The sequence below is a fragment of the Micromonospora sp. NPDC005237 genome (assembly GCF_040607775.1).
GTDB lineage: Bacteria > Actinomycetota > Actinomycetes > Mycobacteriales > Micromonosporaceae > Micromonospora.
The window spans coordinates 582,213-599,020 of the sequence record NZ_JBEXHJ010000003.1; the positions used below are offsets into that span (position 1 = coordinate 582,213).

At 71.2% G+C, this 16,808-nt stretch carries 17 protein-coding genes; 7 read left to right on the forward strand and 10 right to left on the reverse strand.

The window, feature by feature from the left end:
• Positions 1-524: 524 nt before the first annotated feature.
• Positions 525-1,316 (reverse strand): methyltransferase domain-containing protein, encoded by a 792-nt coding sequence (locus ABZT87_RS11550; protein WP_355135216.1) that lies wholly within the window; start codon positions 1,314-1,316, stop codon positions 525-527.
• 74 nt (positions 1,317-1,390) lie between these two features.
• Here ABZT87_RS11550 and ABZT87_RS11555 point away from each other — a divergent pair, with 74 nt between their 5' ends.
• From ABZT87_RS11555 to ABZT87_RS11570, 4 genes are all read left to right on the forward strand, one after another.
• Positions 1,391-2,053, forward strand: a complete 663-nt coding sequence (locus tag ABZT87_RS11555) for a hypothetical protein (RefSeq protein ID WP_355135218.1) — start codon at positions 1,391-1,393, stop codon at positions 2,051-2,053.
• An 88-nt stretch (positions 2,054-2,141) separates the two neighbouring features.
• Positions 2,142-3,086 carry an RNA polymerase sigma-70 factor gene (locus ABZT87_RS11560; RefSeq protein WP_355135220.1) on the forward strand — a complete coding sequence of 315 codons (945 nt, stop codon included), beginning with the start codon at positions 2,142-2,144 and terminating at the stop codon, positions 3,084-3,086.
• 82 nt (positions 3,087-3,168) lie between these two features.
• Positions 3,169-4,356 (forward strand): FAD-dependent oxidoreductase, encoded by a 1,188-nt coding sequence (locus ABZT87_RS11565; RefSeq protein ID WP_354856300.1) that lies wholly within the window; start codon positions 3,169-3,171, stop codon positions 4,354-4,356.
• A 102-nt stretch (positions 4,357-4,458) separates the two neighbouring features.
• Positions 4,459-4,935: a hypothetical protein gene (locus ABZT87_RS11570; protein WP_355135222.1), complete on the forward strand. Its 477-nt coding sequence runs from the start codon at positions 4,459-4,461 to the stop codon at positions 4,933-4,935.
• Positions 4,936-5,130: 195 nt separating this feature from the next.
• On the opposite strand, the gene ABZT87_RS11575 is transcribed toward ABZT87_RS11570, so the two are convergent.
• The 6 genes from ABZT87_RS11575 to ABZT87_RS11600 form a co-directional block, all read right to left on the reverse strand.
• Positions 5,131-6,321, reverse strand: coding sequence for a serine hydrolase domain-containing protein (locus tag ABZT87_RS11575; protein ID WP_355135224.1), 1,191 nt, complete (start codon positions 6,319-6,321; stop codon positions 5,131-5,133).
• A 127-nt stretch (positions 6,322-6,448) separates the two neighbouring features.
• Positions 6,449-6,973, reverse strand: a complete 525-nt coding sequence (pyrE, locus tag ABZT87_RS11580) for an orotate phosphoribosyltransferase (protein WP_355135226.1) — start codon at positions 6,971-6,973, stop codon at positions 6,449-6,451.
• 214 nt (positions 6,974-7,187) lie between these two features.
• The gene (locus ABZT87_RS11585) at positions 7,188-8,069 is read right to left on the reverse strand and encodes a hypothetical protein (RefSeq protein WP_355135228.1); all 882 of its coding nucleotides are present in this window, start codon (positions 8,067-8,069) and stop codon (positions 7,188-7,190) included.
• A 43-nt stretch (positions 8,070-8,112) separates the two neighbouring features.
• Positions 8,113-8,835 (reverse strand): hypothetical protein, encoded by a 723-nt coding sequence (locus ABZT87_RS11590; RefSeq protein ID WP_355135230.1) that lies wholly within the window; start codon positions 8,833-8,835, stop codon positions 8,113-8,115.
• Positions 8,836-8,927: 92 nt separating this feature from the next.
• Positions 8,928-11,708: a BTAD domain-containing putative transcriptional regulator gene (locus ABZT87_RS11595; RefSeq protein WP_355135404.1), complete on the reverse strand. Its 2,781-nt coding sequence runs from the start codon at positions 11,706-11,708 to the stop codon at positions 8,928-8,930.
• A gap of 160 nt (positions 11,709-11,868) precedes the next feature.
• Complete coding sequence (locus ABZT87_RS11600) at positions 11,869-12,243, reverse strand: YciI family protein (RefSeq protein ID WP_355135232.1); 375 nt, start codon at positions 12,241-12,243, stop codon at positions 11,869-11,871.
• Positions 12,244-12,496: 253 nt separating this feature from the next.
• On the opposite strand from ABZT87_RS11600, the gene ABZT87_RS11605 reads away from it, so the two are divergent.
• The 3 genes from ABZT87_RS11605 to ABZT87_RS11615 are packed head-to-tail and all read left to right on the forward strand — an operon-like array spanning position 12,497 to position 14,045.
• On the forward strand, positions 12,497-13,369 hold the full coding sequence (locus ABZT87_RS11605; protein ID WP_355135234.1) for a PhzF family phenazine biosynthesis isomerase: 873 nt from the start codon (positions 12,497-12,499) through the stop codon (positions 13,367-13,369).
• Complete coding sequence (locus ABZT87_RS11610; RefSeq protein WP_355064100.1) at positions 13,369-13,701, forward strand: SUKH-3 domain-containing protein; 333 nt, start codon at positions 13,369-13,371, stop codon at positions 13,699-13,701. Before ABZT87_RS11605 ends, ABZT87_RS11610 begins: the two co-directional genes overlap by 1 nt.
• A 32-nt stretch (positions 13,702-13,733) precedes the next feature.
• Complete coding sequence (locus ABZT87_RS11615) at positions 13,734-14,045, forward strand: hypothetical protein (RefSeq protein WP_354856312.1); 312 nt, start codon at positions 13,734-13,736, stop codon at positions 14,043-14,045.
• 233 nt (positions 14,046-14,278) lie between these two features.
• On the opposite strand, the gene ABZT87_RS11620 is transcribed toward ABZT87_RS11615, so the two are convergent.
• From ABZT87_RS11620 to ABZT87_RS11630, 3 genes are all read right to left on the reverse strand, one after another.
• A complete protein-coding gene (locus tag ABZT87_RS11620) occupies positions 14,279-14,440 on the reverse strand; it encodes a helix-turn-helix transcriptional regulator (protein ID WP_355135236.1) in 162 nt (53 codons plus the stop codon).
• Positions 14,428-14,592 (reverse strand): hypothetical protein, encoded by a 165-nt coding sequence (locus tag ABZT87_RS11625; protein WP_355135238.1) that lies wholly within the window; start codon positions 14,590-14,592, stop codon positions 14,428-14,430. The genes ABZT87_RS11620 and ABZT87_RS11625 overlap by 13 nt, the downstream gene beginning before the upstream one ends.
• Positions 14,593-14,804: 212 nt before the next feature.
• The gene (locus ABZT87_RS11630; protein ID WP_355135240.1) at positions 14,805-16,631 is read right to left on the reverse strand and encodes a hypothetical protein; all 1,827 of its coding nucleotides are present in this window, start codon (positions 16,629-16,631) and stop codon (positions 14,805-14,807) included.
• Between the last annotated feature and the right edge of the window lie 177 nt (positions 16,632-16,808).

Here is a 16,808-nt window from a genome sequence, read left to right on the forward strand (position 1 = left end):
TCTCTGATGAGGTCGCCGGGGCGGACGCGCGGATGAGCGACGCCGGACCAGGCGGAATCCACGATGCGTGAAGGCTGGTGGGGCACGAAGCGGTGGCGCGGCCGGTGGGCGGCGTCGCCGGCGGTGGGCGATGGCCACCGCCGCTGGCGCCCGCAGCGGTGTGGGCGGCCGAGCCGTACGGGTGGTCGGGCCGGCGGCTGTGCCGTGCCCGCCGGGGCGGGGCCGGGCTGGGTGAGGGCGGCACCGACGCGGACGATGCTGTCCGCGGTGGGCCGGAGGACTGGGATGTGGCCCGACATCCGTCCGCCTTCTCGCCTGCCCTAAGCGTGCTCTACCAGGGGCTTTACCGTCTTGTCCGGTTAGCGACATACGCCCTGGTGTCGGGCCGCGCCGGGCGCGGGACAGCCGATCGGAAGCTCGCCGACAGCGCGCTGTGCTGGACTACCGGCGTGCCGCGAGCCGACGACAGGTGGTGTCCTTCGCCTGTCGCGCCGGCCTCATGCAGCCGGCCTGACCCGTCCCCGTCACGGCGCCGTGCCCGCCACGGCCCAGGCCCGCGCGGTGAGCCGGATCGAGCCGTCCGGCTCGATCGGCAACTGGGCGGCCAACAGGTCCCGCAACGCCGCCCGTTGCGGCTCGTCAAGCGAGGTGACGTACGACGGGGCGCTGCCCTGCCCGCCGAGGAACGGCCGCCAGTAGTCGTCGAAGTCGGCGAACACCGTCGGCACGTCCACCGGCCGGACCGACACGTCCCGCAGGCCGGCGTCCACCCACAGCTCCCGCAAGGGGTCGGGCCGGCACACGCTGAAGCGACTCGCCTCGTCCCGCCCCGCCGCGGCCGGGTCGAGGTGGGCGACGGCGGCCCAGAAGTGCCGCATCATCGCCATGCCCTCCGTGTAGTCCCACACGTAGGCGGACACCACCCCCGCCGGCCGGACGACCCGGGCGAACTCGGCCACCGCCCGCGCCGGCTCGGGCACGAAGTTGAGCGTCAGCCCGCTGACCACCACGTCGACGGCACGGTCGGCCACCGGCAGAGCGCGGGCGTCACCGACGTGGAAGCTCGCGCACGCATCCTGGACGCGGGCACGCGCCTGAGCGATGAAGCCCGCCGAGGGGTCGATGCCGGTGATCCGGGCGGGATCGGCCTCGCCGAGGACCGTCGAGGTCAACGCGCCGGTGCCGCAGCCCACGTCCAGCCAGTGCCGCCCGGGTGCCACGGCCAGTCCGCGTACGAAATCGCCCGCGACCAGGCGGCTCCACCGACCCACGTACGCCTCGTACGCATCGGCGTCCGCCCACACCGGGTGTGTCATGTCCGCACGATACGACAGCCGCCCGTGGCGCAGGTGTGCAGCGCCTCGTTGCGCCGGGTTGGCACACTGCCGCCGTGACGATGATCCGGACGTCGACGGTGCACAGGGTCCACGCGTGGCAGCGCATCCTGGTGGTGACCGCGCTGGTGGCCTCCGTGGTCAGTCTCGGCTGGACGTACCAGACCGGGGGCGACACCCTGCATTTCCGGATCGGGTGGGTCGCGGTCGCGCTGACCGTGGTCCCGTTGTTCGTCGCGCGGCGGCAGCAGTTCACGTACGCCTGCCTGGCGGTGGGTGTCCCGTTGCTCGTCCTGGCCTGCGGGCCCGTGCCGGACGGGATCCTGCCGGCGCTGCTGGTCCTGCTGGCGACCACCGCGGATCCGCGCTGGTCGCCGTGGCGGGCCTGGCTGTCGGTGCTCGTCGGCGCGGCGCTGGTGGTCGTCCCGGTCGTGGCGTCAGCCGGAGCGGTGCACGACTCGCTGACGTCCCCGCCGGTGGGCTTCGTCGTCCACACCGACGCGGGTTCCGCAGTGGCCGACCTCGTCGGGCCGGGCGACGGGAGCGTGGGCGGCGTGCAGACCCGGTACGGCGACGAGGGCCCGACCAGCTTCGTCGAGTTCACGCCCGGCCTGTCGGCCGACGGGCAGGACCAACTGCGCCGCCAGCTGGCGCAGAAGCCCGGCGTGTCGAAGATCTGCTCGTGGTACCGGAACAACCACCTGCGGTCCGCCTGCTGAAGCCGCCGGCGCGGGCCGGTTCCGACCGCCCGCTGCGCCTCGCCCGGTGGGCGGCCGGCCACGCGACGGACGCGGCTACTGTCGAGCCATGCCGCTGCGTCCGGATGAGGTCGAGGTGTTCGAGCGCTCCAGGGGCCGCCTGGAGGCGATCGCCTACCGGCTGCTGGGCTCGGCCAGCGACGCCGAGGACGCGGTCCAGGACACGTTCCTGCGCTGGCAGGCCGCCGACCGGGAGCACGTCGAGACGCCCGAGGCGTGGCTGACGAGGGTGCTCACCAACCTGTGCCTCAACCAGCTCACCTCGGCGCGCGCCCGGCGGGAGACCTACGTGGGCACGTGGCTTCCCGAGCCGGTCCTCGCCGGGGACCGGATGCTCGGCCCGGTCGACACCGTCGAGCAGCGCGAATCGGTCTCGATGGCGGTGCTCACCCTCATGGAGCGGCTGTCACCCAACGAGCGCGCGGTGTACGTGCTGCGCGAGGCGTTCGGCTACCCGCACGGTGAGATCGCCGAGATCCTCGGCGTCAGCGAGTCGAACTGCCAGCAGATCTACCGGCGTGCCAAGCAGCACGTCACCGTCGAGCGGGCGCATGCCGAGGTCGACGACGCCGCCGCGCGGAGGATCGTCACGGAGTTCCTCACGGCGGCCAACAGCGGTCAGATTCAGCGGCTGGTGGAGTTGCTGACCGGGGACGTGACCAGCGTCGGCGACGGCGGCGGCAAGATCCCGGCCCGCACGACCCCGGTCGTCGGCGCGCTGGCGGTGGCGAAGTTCCTGCGCGGTCTGTTCCGGCCCAGCGACGTCAAGCGGAACCTGGTGGGCGGCAGCCCCGCCCTCTACGCCGAGGTCGTCAACGGCGGCCCCGCGGTGGTGGTGGTGACCGGCCAGCAGGTCGTCGGCGTCATGTCCCTGGAGGTGACACCCCAGGGGGTCGCGGCGATCCGCGTCCAGGTCAACCCCGACAAGCTCGAACGCGTCACCCGCCAGTGGTCCGTCGCCGCACACTCCGAACCACTCCTGCACGTCTGGTGACCCAGGTCATAGCCGGCTCCTGTCAGCAATCTCGTCGCTGTCCGGTTCAGGTAGCGACCATCGCCGAGACAGGAGTGCCGCCATGAAGCACCGCATCGTCGTCCTCGGAGCCGGCTACGCCGGAGCGATCGCCGCCGGCCGCCTCGCCCGCCGGTTGCACCCCGACGACATCGAGATCACCGTCGTCAACGCCGAGGCCGACTTCGTCGAGCGGGTCCGCATGCACCAGCTCGCCACCGGCCAGGACCTCAAGCGCCACGAGCTGAGCCAGGTGTACGCGGGCACCGGCGTGCGGGTGCGACGGGCCCGGGTCACCGCCGTCGACGTCGACCGCAGGACCGTCGCGCTGACCGACGAGCGCGGCGCCGACGAGATCGCGTACGACACGCTCGTCTACGCCCTCGGCAGCGCCGCCGCCGACCACGGCGTGCCCGGTGTCGCCGAGCACGCGTACGACATCGCCGGCCGGCCGTCGGCGCTGCGGCTGCGTGACCGCCTCGCCCACCTCGCGGCCGGCGCGACCGTGCTCGTCGTCGGCGGAGGCCTCACCGGCCTCGAAGCGGCCACCGAGATCGCCGAGGCCCGGCCCGACCTCGACGTCGCGCTCGCCACCCGCGGCGGCCTCGGTGACTGGCTCACCGGGAAGGCGCGACAGCACCTGCGGGGCGTCGCGGCCCGGCTCGGCATCACCGTCCACGAGCACACCGACGTCGCCCGGGTGGAGGCGACCGGCGTCGTCACCGGCGACGGTCGGACGATCCCGGCGCAGGTGACCGTGTGGACGGCCGGCTTCGCCGTCCACCCCATCGCCGCCGCCACGACCCTGACGGTCGCGGCCACCGGGCAGATCGTCGTCGACGACACCATGCGCTCCGTCTCGCACCCCGAGGTGTACGCCGTCGGCGACGCCGGACTCGCCGACGGGCCGGGCGGCAAGCCGCTGCGGATGTCCTGCGCCTCGGGAACCCCGATGGCCTGGCAGGCGGCCGACGCCATCGCCGCCCGGCTGACCGGTCGGGTGAAGATCCCCAAGGCCCCACTGCGCTACTTCAACCAGTGCATCAGCCTCGGCCGCCGCGACGGCATCATCCAGTACGTGACCGCCGACGACCGGGCCAAGCCGTCCCTGCTCACCGGACGGTTGGCGGCCCGCTACAAGGAGGTCGTGTGCAGGGGCGCCGCCTGGAGCATCTCCCACCCGATCCCGTACCCGGTGCGCCGCCGCCGCGTCACCACCACCCGGACGGAGGCCGCCGCGACGGTGTCGTGACGGGCCAGCCCGGGCCGCTCGCGGTGAACCCTGCGGTCCATGCTTGACCCGGTCGTCATGCTGAAACGTGAACAGACGTCCCGCGCCACCCGAGGAGAGCTCGTGCGCAAGCCAGTCAGGACCGCTGCCGTCCTCGTCGGGCTCGGCGTCGGCGCCGCGGCCGGCCCGTCCCTCGGGCCGGCCGCCGTCTGGTCCGGTGTCGCGATCGCCGCCCTCGGCGTGGCGCTCTCCCTGGTCGGCACCACGGAGTCGAGTTTCGTCGAGGACGGCCTGGTCGACCGCGACCCTGGCAGTGAGGCGGCGGCCGGCGGCGCGGCGGTCGCCGCGCAACGACGGCGGAAGCGACAGACGCCGACCCTCAGCGGCCTGGGTACCCGGGTGGAGCAGATCCTCGACCTCGCCGAGAAGCAGGCCGACGACCACCGCGCCGTCGCGCGGCTTGAAGCGGAGGGCATCGTGACCGCCGCGCGACGGGAGGCGGAGGCGATTGTGAACCGGGCCCACGGACAGGCGGCCGGGATCGCCGGCGTCCGCTGGGAACCGCCTCCCTCCTCGGGCATCGGCTCGTCACCCAGTTGAGGACCCGGCCACCGGCGGGCCGGTAGCGCAGCTCGCTCAGCTCGGATCACGGCTCGCGGACCCGCCAGGGCCGGACATCGGTCGACCGGAAGCTCCTCCGATGCCAGAGCCGGCAGCCGGTACCCGCGCCGACGGGACCGCGACGGCCGAAGCCGTCAGCGGTCCGCGCCGTGGTGTCACCGCGCTGACGATGCCTCAGTGGACGGTGGCACACAGCGCCGTGTCGACGCTCTCGTTCACCTCGGCGAGCATCTGCTCACCGGTCGGCAGACCGGTCACCGCGACGACGGCGCTGCGGCCGTCCTCGGTCACGAGGTTGCGGGTCTCGAAGCCCTGGATGTCGCCGCCGTGACCCCAGCCGTCGCCGCCGCAGGGCAGCTCGTGCCGGGCGATGCCCAGCCCGTACTCGTACTCGCCGGTCGGCTCGAAGCCGGGCGCGGGCACGGTCGTCATCATGGCCGCCTGCTGCGCGGGCTTGAGCAGCCTGCCACCGACGAGCGCCTCGAAGAAGGTCCGCAACTCGTCCGGGGTCGAGACCAGTTGGCCGGCGGCCCAGCCCAGGGACGGGTCCATGTCGGTGACGTCCACCCACTCAGCGCCCGGGGCCACCGCGACGTAGCCGTGTGGGTGCGTGCCCCGAAGGCGCTGCTCCCCGACGCCCGGCCAGTACGTGTCGCGCAGTGCGAGCGGCCTGATGACGCGGTTGGTGATCTCCTCGCCGATGGGGCGTTCGGTGACCTGCTCGACGATGAGCCCGGCGAGCACGTAGTTGGTGTTGCTGTACTCCCACTTCGCCCCGGGCGCGAAGTGCGGGGCGTTCGTGAGGGCGGCGTCCACCAGCCGGCGCGGCTGGTAGTACGAGTGACTCTTGTCGACGAGGTCCTGCGGCTGGGTGAACAGCACGTCGTCGTAGTCGGGCAGGCCGCTCGTCTGCTGGAGCAGCTGGCGTACGGTGATCGCGCCGCCGTCGTTGCCGTTGCCCCGCACGACGCCGGGCAGGTAGTGCTCGACCGTGGCGTCCAGGTCGATGCGGCTCTCCCCCACCAACTGCAGGACGACCACGGCGGTGAAGGTCTTGGTGTTGCTGCCGATGCGAACCTGGCCGTCGCGGGGCACCGGGCCGTGCGACCGGAGGTCACTGACGCCGGCGGTGTAGTCGCGGACGCGTCCACCGGTCCCCCGCACCGAGGCGAGCACGCCGGGAAAGCCCTCCTCGCTGACCAGGCGGTCCAGTTGCCGCTGCACGGCGTCGCGTGGGCCGGCGGGCCGACCGGATTCGGCGGCGAACGCCGGGGGTCCGGTCAGGACGGCGACGGCGGCCAGCGTCCCGGCGGCTGCCCGCAGGGTCCGGCGGCGGCGGGTGGACGTGCGCTCTTGCAGGGGCATGACGGCTCCTCGGTATCGAACTCGCTTGACGCCATCAATGGTTCAAGGATTCCGATGCCGGGACGATCCCTCCTGCTGCCCTCCTGCGGTACCGCCTGCGCTACCCCGTTGCGGCGGGGGGAGGCGGTCAGGCCGACGCGGAGGGCGCCAGATCGCGTCGGCTGAGGGCGGCGCGCAACCCCAGCCCCTCGGCGGCGAGGTTCTCCCGCCCGCCCTGCTCACGGTCGATCGCGCACACCACGGTTTCGATCACCGCGCCGCTGGCGCGCAGTTGCCGGCACGACGCCAGTAGCGCCCCGCCCGTCGTGACCACGTCCTCGATCACCACGACGCGCCGGCCGTCCACCGGGCCGCCCTCCGCCGCCTTGCCGGTGCCGTACTCCTTGGCCTGCTTGCGAACGAAGACCGTCGGCAGCCCGGTCAGCTGTGACATGACGGTGGCGATCGGTATGCCGCCCATCTCCATCCCGGCCAGCACGTCGCACTCCGGCAGCAGGGCGACCATCGCCTCGGCCACGTCGCGCAACAGATCGGGCTGCCCCTCGAACAGATACTTGTCGAAGTACTCGGGGCTCACCTGACCGGATCGCAGCCGGAACGACCCGGTCAGGTGACAGGCTTCGTACACACGACGCGCGAGAGAGGACGGCACGCCCCTCAGCCTCGCATCCGAGCTGACGCGATCAGTACCTGACCCCGTCAACGAGGAAGGGCGACGCGGGCTCGGACGGCCGTCCACCGACGGCCCTTCGGCAGGCCGTGGCGGGCGCGCTGAGCGAAGGCTGAGTCGCAGCCCCGGCCGTACCTCGGACCGGTCCCGCTCCGCGTCGACCGACCCGGTCGACGCGGAGCGGCTTCATCGACCGCTAGAACCCACTCCACGGGCGGGCCGAGCACTTCCAGGTCTTTCCGTCGTTGTGCGAGACGCAGACCACGACGACCTTCCCGAGAATGGGCAGCCCGAGGGTGAAGATGTGGATCCTCGTCTTCAGGTACGGCACGCCCGACTTCTCGGCGATGTCGCCCAGCGCCCACCCGGCGTCCGGCCCCGCCACGCTCGCCACCCGGCGCAGCGAGTCGACGTCCTTGCCGTCGAGCAGCGTCTCGATCTCCTGCGCCGAGGGCTCGCGGTCGCCGGTCAACGTGTCCACGGCGTACGGGCCGTCGGCGGCGACGCCGTTGGCCTTCTCGAAGGCAGCCTTCATCCCGCCCACCGTGGTGTCGCCGCCGAGGTCGAGGGTGAAGGTCTGGTCGCCCCGGCGCGACTGGATGCACTCCCAGTAGGACTTGCCCGAGGCCATGCACATGGTCAGGCACCACTCCCGGCCCCCCGGCACCGACGAGGCGAACAGCAGGGCTGTCGCTGTCCCGCTGTCACCCCTGCCGTCGTACACGCCGTCGGCCAGGTCGGCCATCGTCGTGCCGAGGATCTCCCGGCCGCCCGGCATCGCGCCCACGACCGTGACGCCGTCGACCTTCTCGCCGGCGACGAGCGCCGCGAGCTGGTCGGCGGTGAGATCCCGGCCTCCGGCGTCGACGGCCAGCACCGTGTCCAGATCACCGACGGGCTGACCGGTCAGGTCCTCGAACTGCCGCAGCATCATCCCCGGAGCACCGGGCTGGTCGGTGACCGTCGTCCTGGCCGTGTCCTCGGCGGCGTGCGACGGCGCGTACGAGGCCACCAGCCCGACGACGAGTGCCACGGTGACGACGGTGGCACGCTTGGCGATGTCCCGCAGAGCTCTCATGGCGTCCTCATCTCGGTGACCGCTGTCGGCGGAGTCGTACGGGCTACCAGCCACACGTGATCACCACACCCAGGCCGGTGGGAGAGGGCCCCCAACTGCAGTGCTCTTCCATCCACTCACCGATGTCGTGGATCGTGTCCGCGACCCACGCGAGCGCGGATTTGATCGCGCCCAAGATGCTGAAGTAGACGACGGTGGACTCGGGTGTGCCGCCGGCCTCGTCGATGATGTCCTTCGTCGACTTGGCGGGATCCGGCTTGTCGATGGTGCCCAGCACCCGTACGCCGGTGGTGTCCTTGCCGGCGAGTAGCGCCTGGACCTGCTCCGGGGTCCGCTCCTTGCCGTCGTCGATCGCCACGATCGCGCGGTCGATCAGCACCTTCCCGCTGCCGGTGACGGCCTGGGTGATGGCGGCGATCTCGCCCAGTGCGAGGTCGTTGCCGAGCGCGGGACCGATGAACCGCCGGGCCGTGACAGCGCCGGACGGATCGATCCAGATCTCGTCGGTCATGATCATGTCGTCCGCCCCGAACGGGTCCCAGGCGAATGTCCACTGCGCGGCGACGCAGCGGAACTGACCGTGCTCCCGACCCTCCGGTTCGGTCTCGGTGCGGGCGATCCCGCCGCGGTCGTCGAGGTACTGGACCACACAGTCGGTGCCTCTGGTCGGCGGCTTGTCGGTCTGGGCCACGGCTGCGGAGGACGTGGCCAGCACCATCGCGCCGACCACCCCCACCACCGCGAGGTTGCGTGCCAAGCGACTCATCGAATGCTCCATTCCTGGCGAGGGAAACTGGTGCCCGAAGAGTGCCGGGCCGGACTGAAACGGCCCGGAAACGGCGCTGAAAGCGCGGGGCGTCAGGACAGCCGGGTGACGTCGAGCTGTTCGAGGTCGGCGCGCAGCGAGTCGGCGTCGGCATCGCCGAGGTCGTCGAGGATGCTCAGGGCGCGGCGCCACGCGGCACGGGCGGCACCCAGGTCGGCGAGGGCCCGGTGGCTGCCGCCCAGATTGACGTACGTGCTCGCCACCGCGTACCGGTCGTGGACCTGCGCGAAGAGTTCGAGGGCGTGCTCGTAGCAGGCGACCGCCCGCCGGTCGTCCCCGAGCTGGTGATGGGCGTGGCCGAGGCTGTCCCACGTGTCGGCCTGTCCCTGCACGTCGTCCACCTCCTGCAACATCCGCAGCGCCTCGCCGCACGACGTGAGGGCACTGTGGTAGTTGCCGAGCAGCCCTTCCTGCCAACCGACCGCGTTGAGGGTGTACCCCTGCCCGGCCCGGTTCCCAGCCCGCCGGAACAGCGTCAGCGCCCGCCGGGAGTGGCTGAGCGCCTGGTGGTGCTGCCCCTGCCGCTCGGCCAGCTGACCGAGGTTGAGGCAGGTGTGTGCCCGCCCGGCGTCGTCGCCGACCTCGGTGAACAGGTCGAGCGCGCGCCGCAGGTGGTCGTCCGCCTCGTCGTACCGCCGGAGCCGGGAGCAGGCGAGACCGAGGCTGCGGTGGGCATGGGCCTGCCCGGCCTGGTCGCCGATGCGGGACGCGGCGGCGAGAGCGATCCGCTGCGTGCCGAGCCAGTCCTGCCAGTGCCCCTGCCGGTGCAGGAAGCCGGCCATGGCCCAGGCGAGCCGCCAGGCGTGTCCCTCGAACCCGGACCGCGCGGCGAGCGGTACGGCGGCGAGCAGAACGGGGACCTCGGCGGTGAACCACGCCGTGGCGGCCGACTTGTTCCTGGGGTACTCCGCCGTCACGCCGGGCCGGGGCGGCGGGAGGCTGATCTCGCTGAAGTGCGGGTGCAGTGCGAGGTCCGCGGCGTGTGCCGCGCGCAGGCAGTGGTCCAGCAACCGGTGCACGGCGTCCTGTCGGTCGGCCGGTGACTCCGCGTCGTCGGCGAGGCTGGCGGCGTACGCGCGCAGCAGGTCGTGGAACGCGTACCGCCCGTGGGTGTGCTCGGTGAGGAGGTTCGCCCGGGTCAGCTCGGTGAGCAGCGGACCGATCGCCGTCGGGGTGACGCCGGCGAGGCTGGCCACGGCCGGGGCGGACACGTCCGGGCCGGGATGCAGGCTCAGCAGCCGGAACAGCCGGACCGCGGGCGGGCTGAGCGTTCGGCACGACCAGGAGAACACCGCCCGGACGTCGGTGGCCTCGTCGCCTCCGTGGAAGGCGTTCAGGTCGCCCAGCTCACCGGCGACCGCGGCCAGTGAGAGCCGCCGGTTGGTGGCGGCTCGGGCCGCGACGATGGCCAGCGCGAGGGGCAGCCGCGCGCAGCGGTCGGCGATGTCGTCGGCCGCGGCGGGCTCGGCGGCGACCTGGTGCGCCCCGAGCCGGCGGACCAGCAGGTGGCGGGCTTCGTCGGGGCTCAGCAGATCGAGGATCACCGGCTGGGCGCTCTCGGTGACGACCAGCGGGGTGAGCTGGTCCCGGCTGGTGATGATCGCGAGGCAGTCGGGTGAGCCGGGCAGCAGCGGTCGGACCTGTTCCGCGTCGCGCGCGTTGTCCAACACCACCAGCAGACGCTTGCCGGCCACCGCCGTGCGGTACAAGCTCACCATCAGGTCCGGTTCGCTGGGCATCCGCGCCGCCGCAACGCCGAGCGCCTCCAGGAATCCGTGCAGCGCTCGCGCCGGTTCGGTCGGTGTGGCCGCCGGGTCGAAGCCACGCAGGTTGACGTAGAGCTGGCCGTCGGGGAAGCGCCCGGCCGCGCGGTGCGCCCAGTGCACGGCAAGCGCGGTCTTGCCGACGCCCGCGGTGCCGGACACCACCACGGCGCCGCCCTGGTCGACGAGCGCGTCCAGGGCGGCGAGTTCCGCCTCGCGCCCGGTGAATGTCGGTACGGGAGGAGGCAGCTGCGCCGCCACCGCCACCGGCCGTGCCGTCGGCGTCGGGGCTGGCGCGGCGATCGCGGTGTCCTGGCGCAGGATGGCGCGCTCCAGATCCCGTAGCCGCGGACTGGGGTCGATGCCGAGGTTGTCCCGCAGGGCGTCGCGCAACCGCCGGTACGTGGTGACCGCTTCGCCCTGTCGGCCGTCCCGGTACAGGGCGAGCATCAGCTGCGCGTGCAGGTGCTCGTCGAAGGGATGCTGCCGGACGAGCCGTTCCAACCCGGGGACGAGCCGAGCATGCTCGCCGACCGACAGCCGGGCCTCGGCGAGCGCTCGTTCGGCCTCCAACCGCAGGCGTGCCAGGTGTTCCGCCTGCTCCTCGAGCCAGGCGGACCCGGCCACGTCGGCCAGCGGCGGTCCGCGCCACAGTGCCACCGCCTCCGTCAGGTGGGCCACCTGCTCCGCCCGGTCCGTCGCGCGGCGGGCCAGTTCCAGGAGGTGCTCGGCGACCTGGACGTCCGTGGACTCCGGCCCGGTGTTGAGCACATAACCGGGCCGACGTGCCACGATCGATCCGGGCTCGCCGAGCACCCCGCGCAGGTAGGAGACGTGGCGCTGGAGCGTGTTCTCCGCGGTGGCCGGCAGGCGCTCGCCCCAGACCACGTCGATGAGCCGGTCGACGCTCACGACCCGGCCCGCGTGCAGCGCCAACGTCGCCAGTACCGCCTTGCGGCGCAACCCGTTCACCGCCTGCGGGCCGTCGGCGGCGACCACCTCCACCGGGCCGAGCAGCCGGACGCGTACGCCCGCGCCAGCCATCGACATCACCGAATCAGGCTAATTCCGCAGCCCGCAGGCTCGATCTGTTCGTCGCGCAATGGACACGACGCCGGATCTGCCCGGTGTACGGGCCGTTGCGGGTGTCGCCTGACGTGCCGTCGTAGCGGGTCACGCGGGTCCTCGATCAGACCCCGTCGGGCCGTCGTCACCCCCGACCGGCGGCCTGGCGGATCATCGCGTCCGTCTCGGGATCGGGCATGAGCTCCCGGACGTCCTGCGCGCAACGGCACGAGGCCGCGACCTTGGCAGCCCACGCCAGCGCGTCCTCGCGTGTGGCCACGTCGACGACCGCGAAACCGCCGACGACCTCCCTGGTCTCCGGGTAGGGACCGTCGGTGACCGTTCCGTCCGTGGCCACGATGCTCGCCTGCTGCCTCTCCAGCCCGGCGCCGAACACCCACACGCCGGCGTTCACGGCCTCCTCGACCACCGCGTGCGAGGCCTTGCCCACGTCGGGCCAGTCCTCGGCGGGGATGTGGTCCATCGCGCCCTCGTTGAACGAGATCAGGTACCGCGGCATAACACGACTCCCTCGTCCCGGCGGTCTCCTCCGACCGCCTCCTGTCTGTACTACGAACGGCTCGCCACGGATTCGACGCTACGCCGCGCGGCCGGATCGAGGGGTCCCACCGAGCCGCTCCCGACGGTCGTGCCCGGCGCTGTCCCGGCTACTGGTTACCGTGTCGGACATCGAAGCATCGAGAGGCCACTGCTGGCCGCCCTCGACCTGTTCGGGCGCCGCTGGAACCTCCGGATCATCTGGGAGTTGCCCCATGGGGTTGATCGTGGTGGATGCCTGCACCCGCGACGGACGAGGCGGTAGCCCTACCGCGGTCGTCATCGACGACGCCAGCCGCACCGACGAGGAGCGGCGCGCTGTCGCATCGACGGTCGGCACCTCCCACACCGCATTCGTCGACAGCAGCGGTGTGGCCCTGCCCCGCGTACGGTTCTTCACCACCGAGGGAGAACTCCAGAACTGCGGCCACGGCACCATCGCCGCGCAGGCCGTCCTGCTGCACCGTGCCGGCGGCACCCAGCACCACGGCCTCCAGAGCACCGGCAACCGAATCGTCGCCGTGACCGCCACCCGCCGGCGCGACGGCATCGAAGTCTGGTTCGAACAAGGCATCATCACGCTGTCGGACCGCACCGAACCGGCCAGCAGCGCCATCATCGCGGCCCTCGGTCTGACGCCGAGCGACATCGTCGCCGACGACCTGCGGGTCGCCTCGCCCGGCACGCCCCGGCTTCTCGTCCGTGTCCGAGAACGCCGGACGCTGTCAGCAATGCGGCCTGACCTGACCCAGCTGGCAGCCGAGTGCCGCCGGCTCGGCTATCTCGGCTGCTTCGCCTACGTGCTCGCGCCGACCGCGGGACCAGCCAGCGCCCGCATGTTCGCCCCCGCGATCGGTGTCGACGAAGACATCGTCAACGCCAACAGCGTCGGCTGCCTCGCCGCCCACCTGCTCGACACATCCCGCACCAGCGACATCGAAGTTCACCAGGGCGACGCGCTCGGCCGCCCGTCAGCCGTCTTCGCCACCGCGACACAGACCCGAGACGGCATCGTGGCCAGAATCGGCGGCCTGGTCCACCACCCGAGGGCCCAGCGCAACGCGTTCGACCTGAGGGAGGTGCGGTGATGCGGGGGGACGACCGCCCGCTGCCGGACCGCGCGGCTCAGACACTCGGGATGGCGGGTTGGACGCCACGCCGCCGGGTGGACGTCGGCGAGCGGAAGCAAGGGCTCGCCCCGGAGGGCTTTGCCATGCACGCTCCGGCTCGTGCCTTCCTGACCGAGTTCCGCGGGCTGGTCGTGCCGGTGAGCGGTCCCGGTCGGGACTCCGCCCGCATTGGAGTACGGCTCGCCGTCACGGCACACCTCGCCGGAGGCGGTCCGCGTACCGCCCAGCTGATCTCACGGGCTGCGCCACCCGCCTACCCGGCTGTACCGTTTTGCGAGTGGAACGGCTAGCGAACCGGCGCCGGGACCTCGCCGGATGGTTGGTGACGCCGCTGTTCACCCTCGTGGCGGCTCCAGTGTTGGCCGGCATCGTCGGCGTGTTGGGAAACTTCGGGGACCACAACGGCCCGCCGGCCCTGTGCAAGAAGGCCGTGGCCGACAACATGTGCGAGGAGACGAGCCTCGGGGTGATCGGCACGCATCTGGCGATCTCGGGTGCCATGTGGTTGCTGCTCTGGATCATCCCGTGGTGGCGAGGTCTTCGCACCGTGCGCGTTCTGCTCGCCGTCGCCGCGACCGTCGTTCTGGTACTCCTGCCGGTGCGGATGTTCGATTGGTCCATCCCGTACATCTGACAATCTGCGTCGCGTTCCGGAGGAACTGCTGGTACCTCTCGTGCCGCTCGAAACGCGGGGTCTGAGCTGATGAGCGCAACCGGCAGGCAGGAGACGCCTGACGCCGCTACCGCTAACTTTGCACAGCTCAGGCGCGTCGGCTGGTGCTGGGTGACCTCGGCGTGCCGACCGGTGCAGTTCGCCGGAAGGGCTACCCCCTGCCGGGCACCATGCCGTCCGAGCGCTAGCGGAGATCAGGCGATCTGCCGCAGATCGCTGCCGTAGTCGAAGATGAGCCGCATCCGCGCGCCCAGCGCTCGTGCATACCGGCTGAGTGTCGCGACCTCGTTGGCCTCCAGATCGCCGCTCTCGATCTGACTTACCCGGCCGGGCGTAACTCCCATCAGCTCGGCCACCGGCCGTTGGGTGAACCGAGGCGTTTGCGCTCCTCGGCGCGGTGGAACGCACTGACCCACGCCTCGGTGCGGGCACCTTCCGCATCGAGCGCATGGTCGTCCCCATCGTGCAGCGCGGCGCGGATGTCGTCCCAGTCATGGAAGTCGCTCATCGGCTCTCCCTCCGTTTCCTCTCGAAGGCAAGCCAACCGTCGTAGGCGACCTCGGCAATCGGGATTGAGGTTCGGTGAACGTCCAGAGGTCGCCTACGTGCTGCCGCTGTCCGTCGACGGGATGCTCGTCGTCGCGTCGACGGCCATGGTCGAGGACGAACGCGCCGGTCGGACGGTGCGCCGTGCTGACCCCGTCCATTGCGTCTGTTGCGTCAATTGGTCTGCCCGGTCGGAAGGTGCCGGCCGATGTATCCGACATAGATCCGTCCGCTCTGCGCCGTATCGTCATAATAGTGCATGCGGGGGCTGATCATCGCGAACTGAGCGATCTTGAAATGCGCCCCCATGAAGGTCTCGCCCGCCGGAATGACGGAGACCGGCACGGGTAGCACCCGCTTCCTCCAGAACGCCGGGTTGGTTCGGACATCCGCGCTCTCGTCACGGGCGTGTCGTCGCGTCGGCCACTCGTGGCAGCCATCCGGAGTGTTCTCCAGGAAGCCATGCACGTCCCGATCCCAGCGCCCGTCTGCCTTCGCCGCTGCATAGTCCTGGAGCACCAACAACGCGTCCCAGGTCTTCGAAGCCCAGGCGCCCAGGGGGTCGTTGCTGTCGAGTTCCTCAGCGCAGTCAGGATCGCCCGTGAACACGACATGTTCAAGCCTTGGCAGCCAACGGAGCAACTCGCCGAAGCTGGCCGGCCGGGAGACGTCCGCTTCCGATGGCTGTGCCGTCCAGGCCATTTCTGTTTGCCCCATAGAGGCGAGCCGGTGGCGCAGCGTCCGTTCAGTCTCCGCGGACCGGGTCAGGCGGTCGACGACGTCCCGATTCTCGATCTGCTCATCATCCAGCTGCCATTTGACGTCGTGATACGCCTTCTGTGTCTCATCGAGTTCGGCCTGGAGTTGCGCGAGTCGGGATGCGATGTCTTTCTGCGCCTCCTGCGATGACCGACCGACCTCGATCAGGCGCACGATCTCGTCGATTCGGTCGACGGTCAGGTCATCGACCCCTACCTTGATCTTCAGGTAGTCCAGCAACATGCCTTGCTGCGCGCCGACGTCATCTTGTCGGCGATCACTCTCTCGCGTCTCGACGCCCGACGCCTGGGGCTGCGACGGAACGAGCGATGGCCGCTTCGAACCGACGTCGCCGAGCCGGTGCACCAGGATGTCGTCGGCGAGACGTTCCAGCATCCGGTGTACCCGTGCCACCGATGCGGGTAGCGGCTGTTCGAGAGCCTGAAGTTGGGCGTTAGACGCGAGGACTCGCGCGAGCCGGGGCTGTTCGTTGTCGTCGGCGATCCGTTCGGCGCTCAGCACCCGGTGCCGCAGTCCGTCGACGACGGAGTCCGGTTGAACCTGGGAGCGATAGGTACGTAGCCGGCCAGGCAGTACGGCGTGGGCCTGGCCGAGCCGGGCGTTGAGTAACTGTGTGGCCTCCCCGTCCAGCACGTAGCACGAGGCCATGCCGATGGTGAACCGGGTCAGGTTGGCGACCCGGTTCGTCCATGGGACTGAAGGCAGCGAGTCGTCGTTGCCGGCGACGAAGACGACACCTCGTCGCTCGGTGTCGATGAGGGCTCGGTGGACCTCGTCGACTTCGTCTCCGCGGATGACGATTGGTCGCGTCGTGAGGCGTGCGGCACCGTCCCAGGCATCGATGATTTCGAGCATGGGCGCGAGGAAGCGGGGTGTGCCTGCGAGGCGGGGGCGGCGGCGTGGGTCCTCACTGTCGGGGTCGGGTGATTCGATGTCGATCCAAGCCCACGCCGCCCGCTCTCTCGCATTGGGCGAGTGCACGGTCAGTTGGATGATCCACTGCCCGTCCGGCTTCGTTTCGACGATCCGTACGCGCGTTGACGTCGATCCATCCTGCCCTTCGTGTTGCAGTAGGAGGGCCCTGACGTTGTCGCCGATGGTCGCCCACCGATTCTCATGAAGCGCAGAAGGATCCCAGCCCTTGGGGCCCGCTATCCAACGGTCGAGTTGTTCCCGTACCAGTGGCTGCAGATGGTTCCGTTCGTGCTGGGTCGTGAACACAGACCTGAGACCGAGCATTTGCACGTCCCGAGGGGTTAGAGGCGAGAGAGCTCCGCCGAACGCGTCGCCGCACTCGCTCGATGCGGCCCTGCTGACCTCCGCCTGCTACTCCAGCACCTGGTCTTGTTTCGGAGCTGGAGTAGCAGCGGCGGTGTCGAGGTCGGCATCTGGACAAGG